Here is a 14,404-nt window from a genome sequence, read left to right as displayed (position 1 = left end):
CCTCTAAAACAAGCACATAAAGGAGAGTCCCATGTCACTATCCCGGAGGCGGTTTCTACAATTTTCCAGCGCCGGCCTGGCATCGCTGCCACTGCTGAAAGCCTATGGGGCTGGCCTGCAGCCATTCCAGCACGGCGTAGCCAGTGGAGACCCCCTAGCGGATCGCGTTATTCTCTGGACCAGGATCACCCCCTCCGATGATCCCGCCTTCCAGTCCATGGTGCCCTATAGCTGGCAGATCGCACTGGACCCGGAAATGGCCATGGTGGTTAACAGCGGCAGTGGTCACACCGGCCCAGAAGTGGATTACACCATCAAGGTGGACGCATCAGGACTGCAGGCAGGCACTAGTTACTACTACCGTTTCTACTCCAACGGTATCGATTCGCCGATCGGCCGCACCCGCACCCTGCCCACCGGTCATGTGGAGCGCCTGCGCTTCGCCGTTACCAGCTGCTCCAATTACCCGATGGGCTACTTCAATGTGTATCGCGAGATCGCCCAGCGCGCCGATCTGGATGTGGTACTGCACCTGGGCGACTACATCTATGAATATGGTCCCGGTGGTTTTGGCACCGGTAGCGGTCTCGGACGCGAGCCAATTCCCGCCAAGGAAATGGTGGATATTCAGGACTATCGCCAGCGCTACGCACAATATCGCTCAGACCCCGATCTACAGGAAGTCCACCGCCAGCACCCGTTTATTTGCGTATGGGACGATCACGAAACCACCAACAATGCCTGGGCCGGTGGTGCGGAGAACCACAACCCCCAAGACGGCGAAGGCGACTGGGCGGTGCGCCGCTCTGTGGCAAACCAGGCCTACTTTGAATGGATGCCAATCCGCGATAACGGCATCCTCGATTTATTTGGTGACAAGGCCATTTACCGCAGCTTCCGCTTTGGCAACCTGATGGATTTGATGATGCTGGATACGCGAATTGCCGCGCGTGACGAGCAGGCCAATTGGTTCGACCAGAAGACCGCCGATAATCCCGATCGCAGTATCCTCGGCGCACAACAGGAGCAATGGTTGCACAGCGGCCTGACGCAATCCCAAGCGGACGGTGTGCGCTGGCGGGTACTGGGGCAGCAAGTGATGATGGCGCAACTGACTCTGGCCAAAGCTCTGTCGATCAATATGGACCAATGGGATGGTTACACCGCCTCCCGCGAGCGCCTCTTCGATCACATCAGCAACCACAATATCGACAATTTTGTCGTGCTCACCGGAGATATCCACAGTTCCTGGGCCTGGGACCTGGCCAGTAATCCATTCAATATTCTCGAGTACGGCCGCCTAACCGGCCGCGGTGCCCTGGGCGGCGAGTTTGTCACCCCGGGAGTGACCTCCAGCTTCCTGGACAAGTCCCATTTAACTGATGTAGCCGCCATCGCCATGGATGGACTGATTCCTCATCTGAAGTGGGTTGACGTAACCCAGCGCGGCTACCTGCTGATGGATGTATCCCACTCTCGCACCAAAGCCCACTGGTACCATGTGGATACTGTCACCAGTAAGAGTTACAACGCCAACCTGGCGCGAATCTATAAGCAAAAGGCCGGCGCCAACCACATACAAAGAGCCTGGAGTGAGAGTAATGCTCCCGCTGAAGTGCCTGCACCGGCTCCAGGCTATGCCACTCTGACGCGCAACGCCATTGCCGCCCTGCGCAGCCGCTATCAGGTTTAAGCGGCATAAAAAAACCGCGCGGCCCACCGAGTCGCGCGGTTTTCTCTCGCCAATTAAGAGCCGGATCAATCCAGGCTAAAGTCGAAATTCATCTCATCTGCCGGAGCCTGCACATAGTAACCCTGGATATAGTCAGTGCCGGTTTGCCAAAGAGTGGGCAACATGCTGGCCTGCTCGATATGGGGCACGATCACCTTGGTATTCGCCTCACCCAGGCGCTGTACCAACCCTGCAAGGGTATCGCTGCTCTCGCCCTCGTCCTGCACTTCGCGCACAAATGACGGGTCGATCTTGGCGATATCCACCTTCACATGTTCCAGCGCCTTAAACGGGTTCAGGCCGGTACCGAAGTGACAGACTGAAACACGACAGCCGATCTGCTGTACCTGGGTAGTGAAGTCCCGCGCAGCGTGTAAATTGCTGGTGATATCCTCCTGGCGCAACTGAAATACCACCGAAGCGGGTATCAACTTGGCGGCCTTGAAGGCCACCCCCAGCCAGGCCGGCAGGCTGTTATCGAGTAGTGAAGCGGTAGTGAGGTGCAACAACAGCGACACCTCCTTGCCCTCGGCCCTAGCGGCGGCTGCGGCCTTGATCGCGGTTAGGATCACCCAGCGATCCATCTTTGCAGACAACCCCGCATCACCCAGCTCCTGCAGAAAAGCCAGCGGCGCCAGTTCCTCTTTTTCATCAAGCATACGTACTAAAACCTCGTACATCTGCTCGCCGGTGCCCTGCAGACTCAGGATCGGCTGGTACAGTAGCTTGAGGTTGCCCGCTTCCAGCGCCTGCACCACACGGGCACGGTGATAGGTACCGGCATCGGCGCCGTTTTCGGTATCCGGCTCATAAAGGGCAAAAGCACCGCCCTGAGCGTCTTCGCCGAGGGCCTGTTTATGGGCCGATTGTGCCTGCTCCAGCACCTGCTGGGAGCCACTGGAGGCCTCGCTCAGTAATGAAATCCCAATCGAGGCAGTCACCTGCTGGGTCTTGCCGGCAGCATCGAAAATGGTGTCGGCAATTCGCTTGAGTATGTCTTTAGCGCGCAGCTCGATACTATCCGGCGTGGTATCGGAGCTCAGCAGGCAGAAACTGTCATCACTGTAACGTGCCAGGGTGTCGCCGCTGCGCTGGCAGCCCTGTAATAATTCGGCCATGGCTTTCTGCAGTGCGTCGGCACCAGCCACACCCACAACTTTTTGCACCTCCTCAGCAAAGCGATCCACCTGAATAAACATTAAGCCACCGGTGCGATGTGAATCCGCCGAAGCCTTGATGGTGGAGTCCAGTAGCTGCAAAAAATGCTGGCGGTTATATAGGCCAGTGAGAGGGTCGCGATTTTTAATATCGCTGAGCTGGGCTTCCAGCTGTTCAGTATCGCCGCGACGACTGGCAATGCGCACTTGCAAACAGCGCTCATCCTCGTAAGTCGTACTGAGTACCTCTGCACGGGTGGGCAGTGGATCGCCGCTCACAGTTCTGGCAGTAAACTGCCACTCCTTGGCTTCAACTTCATTGTTGTCGATAGCGCAGCGCTTGAGAAATTCCCGTGCGCCCTCCTGCTCATTTTCCGCCAACATATCGATCAGCGGTTGGTATTCGATATCCTCACCAGTTTCATAGCCGAAACGCTCGGCAAAGGAATCGTTGGCATATACCAGTAGGCCGTCGGAGACATAGGCTATGGCATCTTTGGAGCTGTCGAGTAATTCTTTAGCCCGCTTGAGTGTGGCGTGATATCGACGGTCGTGTAGCCGCGCCTGGCGGCGGTTTTCGAGAGCCGACATCTCGCGCTGGATCACCAACAATAGGTGTTGATCTTCATCCACCGTCACCACGTCCCTGGCGCCCAGTTTCAGCCCTTCAACCACCGGCTGAGAGCCACTGCGCTCACTCAGCAGAATCACCGGAATATCTTTTTGCAGTTTACTGATAGTGCGTAGAGTTACTGCTGGAGGAACCTGAGTACTACCTTCTGAGGCAATCACTAGGTCCCAGGTTTTATCTTGCAGCAAGCGGGTAAAAACCGCTTCATTAGCGACATGCTGGGCACGATTGGGCCTACCTGCATTGTGCAACATGCTCACCAGGCGCTGTGCCTCTGAAGGCATATCGTGAATCAGAAGGAGTCGGATAGTGTCGTTGCTATTCATTATTTGCTCTATTTATTCAGGGCAGCGCACCGCAACCCCATGCGGTAGTTTAGGGGGCCCCTGTGGTGGCATACAAGAGCACATCTGGGTGGTACGCGTGATTCAAGTCACACTATTCTTCCTACCAAAAACAAGCCCGAGAGTATTTTTTTGCGAATAAGTAATCACTGAGCAGGCCAGCAGCTGCTTTTCTGGCCCGCGGGCTGTGCTGCGCAATTGATTGGCAGCCACTATATAGATAGGCCCTGCCGTGTATTTAGCACAGATCAATTTGACGCCATTTTTCTATCCTCTGCCCCTCAGGATTTTTATTAATCGACTTTAGAAGGTTTGACGCAAGCCTCTATTGGCGACTTGGAAGCGACACCCGGCACTTCTCGCACCAGCTTCGGCACCAAATAACCCGGTAGACGCCGGCGCAATTGCTCAACGATTTCCACTGCCACGCTATCACTCACTTCGAAGTGGGCCGCACCGTTGACCCTGTCCAACTGATGTAGGTAATAGGGCAACACACTCGCATCAAACAGAGTTTCGCTGAGGGCCTCCAGGGCTTCGCAGCTATCATTGACGCCGCGCAGCAGCACCGCTTGATTTAACAGAGTCACTCCCGCTTCGCGTAACCTGAGCAGGGCCCCACGCACCTCAGCATCAATTTCGTTAGCGTGATTACAGTGCAAAACCAGCACTGGCTTCAGGCGCGACTGGCTGAACCAGGACAGCATCTCATCAGTAATGCGGCTCGGCGCCACAATGGGTACACGACTGTGCACGCGCAATTTATTTAGATGGGGGATCTGTGCCAGCTCACCGGCGAGCCAACCGAGTTGGCGATCATTCAATACCAGTGGATCACCACCGCTCAAAATCACCTCGCGCAACTCTGTGTGTGCGCGCACATAATCAAGCGCTGCAGACCACTGTTTGCGATTCAAATGATTATCGCCATAGGGAAATTCCCGGCGAAAGCAGTAACGACAATTTACCGCGCACTGTCCCGCTGTAATAAACAGCAGGCGACCGTGATATTTATGTACCACCCCCGGCAGTGGATTCGCCTCAGCTTCTTTTAGCGGGTCTGCACTATAACCCGCTACTACTTCCAACTCTGCAGCGCCGGGCAAAACCTGCAACAACAGCGGATCATTTGGGTCGGCAGGGCGTATACGGCGGAGAAACGGGCGCGGTACCCGCAAGGCAAACTTGTTATTGGCCCGTTGCGCCCAAGGCATCTGCGCCGGGTCAAGCTGCAGCAACCGGATCAACTCTTCGGGATCAGTGATCAAGTCTAAAAGTTCATCCTGCCAGCGGCGGGCTTCGGAGATGTCGATCATTTCGCTGTCGACGGCTGGGGATTTCACCATAGGAATACGCACGGAAGGGAGCAACACTAAAGAAGCCATTGTACCAGAAGCTGCTCCCAGCACAGACGCTCCAGGTATTCGGCCTACCAAGCCTGATAGCGGTACCCAAAAGGCGGAAAACTGTCGATCAAAGTTACCGATCCAAAACCAATAAAACCACACAGTCACAATGGTTTTAAAGCCAATTAATATCGGGTTCAGTCAGGTCCACACCCTGAATTTCAGTAACAAGGAGTGTAAACCAAGCCTATGCCAAATATTTTTTCTCTCACAATTATTCAACTTTGTCACATAAACAACGAAAAAAAATCGACAAAAAAATAAACGCCACACTGGCCTTGAGATTAGAAAATCTCAATATCGCCCTTTCAATATAGGCGCACAGCCTGCGCTGCAAGCGAAGTAACGACTTCACTACCACTAAAGTAAAAAATCACTCCGAATCAATAAAAGTTGTTACTAACAAAAAAATAACTACCAGCATAAAAATATTACTACTCATACAAATTTCCATAGGAAAATCTTCACAATTCCCCCATTCACAACAGGGTTAATACGGTGTTAATTTAACCAAAGACAAAGCGATAACAACCTTGTCTTTCTTGAATTCAGTGCACTCGAATTTCAATAAAAAAATAAACCGGACATCTTCCTCGTCCAATAAAAATGGAATTACATAAAGGAATAATTCGATGGAAATGCAGCTTGAGTTACTTGAGGCAAATAAAGATTTACTGATTGAGCAAACTCGTGCTCACCCATTCCTCAAGCGCTGCCGCGATGGCTCTATAACCATGGAAGAGCTGAAAATTTTCCTGGTCCAACAGGGAATTTACAGCAGCTACTTCGTACGTTACCTGTGTGCGATGATGGCCAACCTCCCCAGTAATCAAGAAGTACATGAGCTGGCTGAAAACCTGATGGAAGAACTGGGTTTGGAACCCGACAGCCCCAAGCCCCACGCTGAGATTTACCGCGAGACTCTCGAGCATTTTGGTCTGAGCTTGGAAAATGCAGAAATTCTGCCGGGCACCCAGCACCTGATCGACACTATGTTCCAACACTGCCGCGACCTGCGTGCCAGCTCGGGACTGGGCGCACTATGCCTGGGCGCAGAGGCACTGGTACCAGACCTTTATAGCGATATCGTAGCCGGCTTCCGCGCCCGCGGCGTGGCAGACGAACAGTTAACTTTCTTTCTGCTGCATATCGAATGCGACGACGGCCATGCTGAAACCATCCGCGATATTATGGTCGATATCGGCAGTAAAGATGCCTCCCAGCTTGATGTCATGCTCGATGCGGGACGCCGTCTGGTACAGGCCCGTCAACAATTCTTCGATTCTATCGAAACTGCCTACCGCACCTCGAAACAGAGTCAGCCCCAAGCGATCCCCGCCTAAGCCGTGTTTGCCCGGCCATTTATTGTGGCTGGGCACAATACAGGGATGTATTTACCACAGTGAAATCACTGTGCTTACTGCAAAAAATTAAAAAGATTGAACGGCACTTTCCCAGAGTTCCACCGCGCACGGCAACCGGTGAACATTCTGTGCCGTAAATATTGGAGTTAAAAATGGCTGAAACACTATCAATGAATAAAAGCGAGCTGATTGAGCGAGCCAGCGAATCCATGAAGCAGCATCTGGGCGTGCCCGATTGGACTCTGCGTGAAAAACTTGCGCTCACCTGCCGTATTCTTTTTGCCCACGGACACGACTCCGGTCTGGCCGGACAGATCACCGCCCGAGCAGAAACACCAGGAAATTATTACACCCAGCGCCTGGGCCTGGGTTTTGATGAAATTACCGCGTCCAACTTGCTGGAAGTGAACGAAGATCTCGAAGTCCTTTCCGGCGACGGCATGGCCAACCCTGCCAACCGCTTCCATACTTGGATTTACCGTGCACGTCCGGATGTTAAGTGCATAGTGCACAGCCATCCAATTCATATCTCTGCACTGTCCATGCTGGAGCGCCCACTGAAAATTTCCCACATGGACGCCTGCATGCTGTACGACGACATCGCCTTCCTCAAGGAGTGGCCAGGCGTGCCGGTGGGCAACAGCGAGGGCGAGTTGATTGCTGAAGCGATCGGTGACAAGCGCGCTATTCTGCTCGCTCACCACGGCCTGATCATTGCCTGCCGCTCCGTCGAGGAAGCCTGCTCCATGGCCCTCCAGTGCGAGCGCGCCGCCCAGTTGCAAATGCTGGCGGAGTCCTCTGGCACCATTCAGGATATAAAACCGGAACTCGGCCGCGAAGCCCACGACTGGATCCTGCAGGAAAAACGCAGTCAGGCTACCTTCGCTTACTATGCCAGACGCCTGCTGCGGGATATCGACAAAAGCAACGATAATCCGCTTGGCTAATACACAGCCACCGCTACTTTTTTCAGTCCGCGGGCCCAAACCTGCGGGCTCGCAAGCAGCTCCAGCCAAGATCTGTACAAGCGGCCATAACAACTCTTCAAATCGCCGCACGGAGTCGTTCAAGCCGCCGCCCTCCTGTATAATCTCGCCCCAACATTTCAGGGCCGCAGGTAAAGTCTCTGCGCCGCGGCCTAACGAGTCGCCTGCAGCTACCATTTATGGCGGGAGCGCACGGGATTCCCAGGGCTGGAGCGGGCCGCGGCCGGGCTTTTGTGAGGGGAAAACTCGTTAAAAATCATAGAGATACATGACTTATAAGGGCTCTAATTGCTATGGCTAATTACTCTACCAACGAATTCAAGGGCGGCCTCAAGGTAATGCTCGACGGCGATCCCTGCTCGATTGTAGAAAACGAGTTCGTCAAACCTGGCAAGGGCCAGGCATTCAACCGCGTTAAACTGCGCAACCTGAAAACCGGCCGAGTTTGGGAGCGCACCTTCCGCTCCGGCGAAAGCTTGGAAGGCGCAGATGTTATGGACCGCGAGATGGAATACCTCTACAACGATGGAGAGTTCTTCCACTTTATGGAGCCCGAAACCTTCGAACAGCATCAGGCCAGCACTGACGCAGTGGGCGACGCATCCAAATGGCTGAAAGAGCAGGATATCTGCACTGTAACCCTGTACAACGGTTCTCCGCTGGCAGTCACTCCGCCCAACCACGTCATTCTGGAAATCACTGACACCGATCCCGGCCTGCGCGGCGATACCGCCCAGGGCGGCACCAAGCCGGCTACCCTGGTTACCGGCGCTGTGGTTAAAGTGCCGTTGTTCCTGGAAATCGGCGAGACCATCAAAGTAGATACCCGCACCGGTGAATACCTGGGCCGCGCCAAAGAAGATTAATTTCCCACCTCTCGCGGGCGGCCACCGGCCGTCCGTCGCCTGAGCCAATCCCATGACCTCTAACCTCTGGCGTCCTAGCGCCACCATTGAAGCCCTGCGCCATCGCGCCGCGTTACTGGCTGAAATTCGCCAATTTTTTACTGTCCGCAAGGTGCTGGAAACCGAAGTGCCAGTGCTTTCACGCCGCGCTACCAGCGACCCACATATCGATTCCATTCCCACCCAATGCGGTGGTGACAACGCCTACCTGGCCACCAGCCCAGAGTTTGGGCTGAAGCGCTTGCTGGCCGCCGGTTTCGGCGACTGCTACTACCTGGGCAAGGCGTTTCGCCAAGGTGAAGCAGGCAGCCGCCACAACCCGGAATTCACCATGTTGGAATGGTATCGCTGCGGCTGGGATGATCGACGCCTGATGGACGAAGTGGCCGATCTACTGAGCGAAGTACTAGAAATCCAACAAGTGCAGTTACTCAGCTATCGGGAGTTGTTCCAGCGCGAATTACAGCTGGACCCCCATAACGCCAGCGATAGTGACTTACACCGCTGTGTCGAGAAGGAGATGGACCTGGCCTTCAGCCCCGCTGATCGCAGCGAATGTCTGGACTTGCTGATGAGCCATCGCCTGGAGCCCACCATGGGTGAGGGTATTACGCTGCTGTACGACTTCCCCGCAGACCAAGCGGCGCTTGCCAAGGTGCTTCCCGACGAAAGTGGCACCCCAGTGGCAAGGCGCTTCGAAGCCTATGTGGGCGGATTGGAGCTAGCCAACGGTTATTGGGAATTGACCGATAGTGCGGAACAGCTGCGTCGTTTCCAAGCGGACCATGCCTATCGCCAAAAGCACGGCCTCAATCTCTATCCCTATGAGGAGCGATTAGTGGAGGCATTGCGGGCGGGGATGCCGGAGTGTGCCGGTGTGGCACTTGGTGTGGATCGTTTATTGATGTTGGCCGGTGGTTACAAAACCATCGAAGAGGTGGTCGCCTTTCCTATTGAACGCGCTTGACCCTCGTTAGACTCTATAGAACAACAAACTGATCAGCCCCCTCAAGGCGTGTAAACATAGCACGCCACCTCGCCCACAGCAAAAAAGCCGCAATCCAATGGCAACTGCTGACGTTCCGCAGGTACCAGCGCCACTAGACTGCGGTGATGACTGCTCTGAGCCTGCTCCAGCAGATAGTGAAACAGAGCCCGACCAATCCCCTGCCCTCGGTAGTCTTGCAGAGTCACCAGATCGTAGAGTCCCAGGGCATCGGCGGAGGCAAACAGACAGCCCGCCGCCACAGGAGTATCCTGTAGCCGCGCTAAAAAGAACCTGAGCCGCGCACGGCGCTGTTCGGGAATCTCCGCCAGCGCCGTATAAAATTTTTTCAGCTCCGCAGCCTCAAGGGCGCTGCCACACTCAGCTGCCTGCACTTGTGCATATTCGGACAGTGCTTCTTTTTTTACCGGGGACACCACCAACCCATCCACTGTCTGCGCAGCACCCTGCACCGCCAGGCGCTCAATTTCTGCGGCCATAGCCACCAATGATTGCTTGCGCTGCAATCCCAGCTGCACCAGAGCCTCATCATCCAGAGGCTTGGAGGCACTGTGCCACAAGGTAAATGCGCTGTGGCGCTCGACAAAATAGTCCAGCGCAAATCGCTGTAGTATGCGCGGTTGTATCACGGCACTGGAAACCGCCTGATTGAGGGCACCTGACAAAAGGCCGGTATCGCTGCGCACAATACCGGTAATCTCTTTGGTGTGATTGGGGTTGAGCAAGCCTGCACAATAACTGGCGTGAGCCTCTAGATTGCGGCAGACAAGGTTTTTGGCGCTGAGACTGTATTTCATGGGTACAAGGATAGTTCCGTTTATCCAACTCCCGAAAGAACGAAAACCCCGCACAAGGCGAGGTCGCGATCACTACTTTTCCACTTGCGAAAGCGCGCACTGATCCATCGACATTGCCGGCTGAGCGCAAGTCGCCGGCCCCACCACCTTGGCAGGTACACCGGCCACCAGAGCTTTTGCCGGTACCGGCTTTAATACCACGCTGCCTGAAGCCACCTGGGCACATTCGCCCACTTCAATATTGCCCAGCACTTTGCTGCCGGCGCCAATCAGAACACCACAGCGAATCTTGGGGTGGCGGTCGCCACTCTCCTTGCCGGTTCCCCCCAAAGTTACCGACTGCATGATGGAAACATTGTCTTCCACCACCGCAGTCTCACCGATCACAATACCCGTAGCGTGATCCAGCAAGATGCCCTCCCCCACTTTTGCCGCAGGGTGAATATCCACACTGAACACCACCGAGACCCGGTGCTGTAAAAACATGGCTAGCGAGCGACGCTGCTGCCGCCACAGCCAATGTGCCACCCGGTGCACCTGCAGGGCGTGAAACCCTTTGAAGTAGAGGAAGGGCTCGTGCATGGAATTGCAGGCCGAGTCGCGCAAATAAGTAGCATTGAGATCTGCACGTGCGGCGCGACCTATATCCGGGTCGGCTGCCAGGGCTTCATCAATTACCTCGCGGATCAGCAGTGCCGGCGCCACGACATTGTCCAACTTGTTGGCCAGATGAAAGCTGAGGGCCGCCTCCAGAGAGCTGTGATTGAGAATAGTGGCGTGCAGGAAGCTGGCCAGGATAGGTTCGCGCTCAACCTGCTGTGCCACTTCGATGCGAATTCGCTCCCACAGTAAATCCGAATTTGCCTCTGTGTATGAAGTATTCAGAGTGGACTCTTCCATATCAAACCGCTCCCAGTGTCAGAGGTGGCTCCAGTAGTGCCGATTGTTGCTCACGCAGTGCCAGTATGTGTTCCGCCCAATAGCGAGGCGTGTTAAACCAGGGAAATGCCTGGGGAAAAGCCGGATCCTGCCAGCGGCGTGCCAGCCAAGCAGCATGGTGCATCTGGCGCAGACAGCGCAGTGGCTCCACCAGCTGCAACTGCTGAGGATCAAAACTATAGAAGGTTTCATAACCTTCGAGCACCGCATCAAGGTAGGCGGTTTGCTCGGCGCGATTGCCGGAAATTAGCATCCAGATATCCTGGATCGCCGGCCCCATCAGGCAGTCATCCAGATCCACAAACCAGGGCGTCTCATCGCGCCACAGGAAGTTGCCACTGTGACAGTCACCGTGCAGACGTAATAATTCCCAGTCGCGCTCAAACAACGGGGCGACCTGCTCAATAATGTGCCCGGTTACCGAGGCGTAGGCCTCGCGGTTTTCTCGCGGCAAAAAATCACCGCTCAGGATAAATTCACGGCTGTCGATGGCGAAGTGCTTTAGGGTCAGTGTCGGACGATGACTAAAGGGCTGGGCGCCACCCACTGCGTGGATACGCCCGAGCATAGTGCCCACCTGCTCCAAGTGCTCGAAATTATCCAGCTCCAGCTGGCGCCCTCCACGGCGGGGAAACAGGGCAAAGCGAAAACCTGCTGATTCCATCAGGGTATGCCCATCGAACTGCATCGGCGACACCACCGGGATCTCCGCCTCGGCCAACTCCAGGGTAAAGCCGTGCTCCTCCTGAATCTGCTCATCGCTCCAGCGACCGGGGCGGTAAAACTTGGCGATCAATGGCTCGGCGCCCTCAATGCCCACCTGGTAGACCCGGTTTTCATAACTGTTTAAGGGAAAAATACGCGCATCGGAAATCAGCCCGGTGCTCTCGACACAGTCAATCACCACGTCCGGCGTTAGGGCTTCATAGGGATGATGGCTCTGGGTCATAGCGGGTACCAACTGAATATCGGTTGGCTATGCTAACGCGCTCGCGGGGGCAGGGACAAACACAGAATAACTCCACAGCTTTAACAGCACTCAAAGAGGCTATAGAAGCGAAGTGGCGTGTGATGGCACTAACCAGAACCACTCCCTGAATCGCGGATATTAGCCGCCACTTGACCGCTGTTGCTGCAATAGCTGAACCATTTGGTCACGACCAAAGACCTCGGCAAAATCCGCTGCCGAATGGCCGGCCCTATTGACCTGTTGCGAATCACAGTCCTGCCTTAACAGGGTTCTTGCCAAGGCAAACTCACCACGAAAAATAGCCGCCATCAACGCGGTATTGCCACGGCGATCCTGTGCACAGGCATCCACACCATTTTGCAACAAATAATCCACAGCTTCCCCATGGCCATTGTAAGTAGCAATCATTAGTGCCGTGTAGCCTTTTGGATTGCGAATATCCAGAGGAAATCCGGCTACGGAAAATTCTCGCAGCACCTCAGTATCACCAATCCTGGCAGCGGCAAAGAAATATTGAGAGAGCTCGGTAAAATCAGATTTCGTTTTTTCCGGTTCCCCCGCCTGAACCCCCAGGGTGAGAAAGAGTAGTGCGAATAAGTGTGTTCTCATAATTTCACCTGTAGGAATTAAGCGAGCGACGGCTGCCGCCCGCTGGTCGGTAAAATTACCAGGCCAATTGTTGTACGCGTCGCAGATCTCCATCAACCGCTTTGGTCAAGCGTTGACCGTAGTCCTTGTCAGCTTGGTAGAAGTAGCTCAGCATAATGTGTTTGGTATTTTCATCGCGCACTTTACCCAGATCGCCGGCGAGGTTTTCAATCAGGTTCTGACGCTCTTCCGGGCTCAGGCTGCGATAGAAAGCACCCGCCTGGGCAAAGGGCAGTCTCTTTTCAATGGCCTTTTGCTGGGTGCTGCCAGTGAGCACTTTGCTGCTATATAGGCCTTTGCGGTCCTCCTTGCGTGCATCAATGCGGCTCGGCTGATAGTTCACGTCTGAAGCCTGCTGACCGTAGTTGCTCGCACCATCCTGGTTCCAGTTATTTACCGCAGCGCGAGGGCGGTTAATCGGCAATTGCTGGTGATTCGCACCCAAGCGATACATTTGAGTATCGGAGTAAGAGAACACGCGGCCCTGCAGCAGGCGGTCTTCAGATGGCTCAATACCGGGAACAAGATTGGCTGGCGCAAATGCGGCTTGCTCAGTTTCCTGGAAGAAATTAGTGGGCACACGGTTGAGCGTCATGGTGCCGACTTTGGTTTCTTTTATGTCCAGCCACATTTTAGTGGCATCCAGTGGGTTGTAATTAAAGCTGTTTAACTGCGAGGGTTTCAAAACTTTAATATACAGATCCCACTGTGGGTATTCGCCCTTTTCAATTGCGGCATACATGTCACGAGTTGCGTGACTGAAGTCCTTACTTTGGATTTCAGCCGCTTCCTCCGCACTTAGGTTTTTAATACCCTGGCGGGTTTCCCAATGGAATTTCACATAATGTACTTCGCCCTTATCATTAATAAGTTTATAGGCGTGAACACCCCAGCCATCCATCTGGCGTAAATTAGCCGGTGTACCGTAATCGGAATAAACCCAGCTGAGCATATGGGTGGCTTCTGGTACATGGCTAAAGAAATCGAAAAAGCGATTCGGATCCTGCTGATTAGTTACCGGAGAGGGTTTCAGGGAATGCACCAGATCCGGGAATTTAATCGCGTCACGAATAAAAAATACCGGCAGATTATTGCCCACCAGATCCCAATTGCCCTCGTCGGTATAAAACTTAGTGGCAAATCCACGGGGGTCACGCAGGGTTTCCGGCGAGCCTTTGGAATGGATTACCGTTGAGAAGCGTACAAAGACCGGTGTCTTACTGCCCGCCTCAAATACCGCCGCTCGGGTCAGGTCACTGATATCCTTTGTAGCTACAAATTCGCCGTGCACTCCTGTGCCGCGCGCATGTACAACCCGCTCTGGGATACGCTCACGAGCAAAACGCTGTAATTTCTGGATCAGATGTACATCCTGCAGTAGATTCCCACCATTGTCTCCCGCAGTTTGTGAATTTTGATTGTCACCTATTGGTGCGCCGTTATCACGAGTCAATGTCTCAGCATTGGCACCACCTATCAGGCCGATAGTTAATGCAAATAAAGGAAGATATTTCATCAG

Annotated in this window: 12 protein-coding genes; 5 read left to right on the top strand and 7 right to left on the bottom strand. The window is 54.3% G+C overall.

From position 1 onward, the window contains the following. Positions 1 to 31: 31 nt before the first annotated feature. Entirely contained in the window at positions 32 to 1,693 is a 1,662-nt protein-coding gene (locus ACJJIJ_RS19855; protein WP_444938234.1) for an alkaline phosphatase D family protein, read from the top strand. A 65-nt stretch (positions 1,694 to 1,758) separates the two neighbouring features. Here ACJJIJ_RS19855 and ACJJIJ_RS19850 read toward each other — a convergent pair whose 3' ends face one another. Together ACJJIJ_RS19850 and epmB are read right to left on the bottom strand one after the other, a co-directional pair. After that, entirely contained in the window at positions 1,759 to 3,846 is a 2,088-nt protein-coding gene (locus ACJJIJ_RS19850) for an EAL domain-containing protein (RefSeq protein WP_444938233.1), read from the bottom strand. A 311-nt stretch (positions 3,847 to 4,157) separates the two neighbouring features. Continuing rightward, a complete protein-coding gene (gene epmB / locus ACJJIJ_RS19845; protein WP_444939594.1) occupies positions 4,158 to 5,180 on the bottom strand; it encodes an EF-P beta-lysylation protein EpmB in 1,023 nt (340 codons plus the stop codon). A 722-nt stretch (positions 5,181 to 5,902) separates the two neighbouring features. Between epmB and ACJJIJ_RS19840 the strand changes: the two genes are divergently transcribed. The 4 genes from ACJJIJ_RS19840 (at position 5,903) to epmA (ending at position 9,492) form a co-directional block, all read left to right on the top strand. Then, positions 5,903 to 6,613, top strand: a complete 711-nt coding sequence (locus tag ACJJIJ_RS19840) for an iron-containing redox enzyme family protein (protein WP_252084274.1) — start codon at positions 5,903 to 5,905, stop codon at positions 6,611 to 6,613. A gap of 173 nt (positions 6,614 to 6,786) precedes the next feature. Continuing rightward, positions 6,787 to 7,581 carry an aldolase gene (locus ACJJIJ_RS19835; RefSeq protein WP_444938232.1) on the top strand — a complete coding sequence of 265 codons (795 nt, stop codon included), beginning with the start codon at positions 6,787 to 6,789 and terminating at the stop codon, positions 7,579 to 7,581. A gap of 332 nt (positions 7,582 to 7,913) precedes the next feature. Beyond that, a complete protein-coding gene (gene efp, locus ACJJIJ_RS19830; protein ID WP_444883564.1) occupies positions 7,914 to 8,486 on the top strand; it encodes an elongation factor P in 573 nt (190 codons plus the stop codon). 52 nt (positions 8,487 to 8,538) lie between these two features. Then, positions 8,539 to 9,492: an EF-P lysine aminoacylase EpmA gene (gene epmA / locus ACJJIJ_RS19825; RefSeq protein WP_444938231.1), complete on the top strand. Its 954-nt coding sequence runs from the start codon at positions 8,539 to 8,541 to the stop codon at positions 9,490 to 9,492. Positions 9,493 to 9,533: 41 nt separating this feature from the next. Here epmA and ACJJIJ_RS19820 read toward each other — a convergent pair whose 3' ends face one another. From ACJJIJ_RS19820 to ACJJIJ_RS19800, 5 genes are all read right to left on the bottom strand, one after another. Then, entirely contained in the window at positions 9,534 to 10,328 is a 795-nt protein-coding gene (locus ACJJIJ_RS19820; protein ID WP_444938230.1) for a GNAT family N-acetyltransferase, read from the bottom strand. A 72-nt stretch (positions 10,329 to 10,400) separates the two neighbouring features. Continuing rightward, a complete protein-coding gene (gene cysE, locus ACJJIJ_RS19815; RefSeq protein ID WP_444938229.1) occupies positions 10,401 to 11,228 on the bottom strand; it encodes a serine O-acetyltransferase in 828 nt (275 codons plus the stop codon). 1 nt (position 11,229) lies between these two features. Continuing rightward, on the bottom strand, positions 11,230 to 12,216 hold the full coding sequence (locus tag ACJJIJ_RS19810) for an SrkA family protein kinase (protein WP_444938228.1): 987 nt from the start codon (positions 12,214 to 12,216) through the stop codon (positions 11,230 to 11,232). A gap of 159 nt (positions 12,217 to 12,375) precedes the next feature. Next, on the bottom strand, positions 12,376 to 12,846 hold the full coding sequence (locus tag ACJJIJ_RS19805; RefSeq protein WP_444938227.1) for an ankyrin repeat domain-containing protein: 471 nt from the start codon (positions 12,844 to 12,846) through the stop codon (positions 12,376 to 12,378). Positions 12,847 to 12,901: 55 nt separating this feature from the next. Beyond that, the gene (locus ACJJIJ_RS19800; RefSeq protein ID WP_444938226.1) at positions 12,902 to 14,401 is read right to left on the bottom strand and encodes a catalase; all 1,500 of its coding nucleotides are present in this window, start codon (positions 14,399 to 14,401) and stop codon (positions 12,902 to 12,904) included. Between the last annotated feature and the right edge of the window lie 3 nt (positions 14,402 to 14,404).

The sequence above is a fragment of the Microbulbifer mixtoriginis (SeqCode) genome (assembly GCF_052467945.1).
This window is presented reverse-complemented; position numbering and strand designations above follow the sequence as displayed.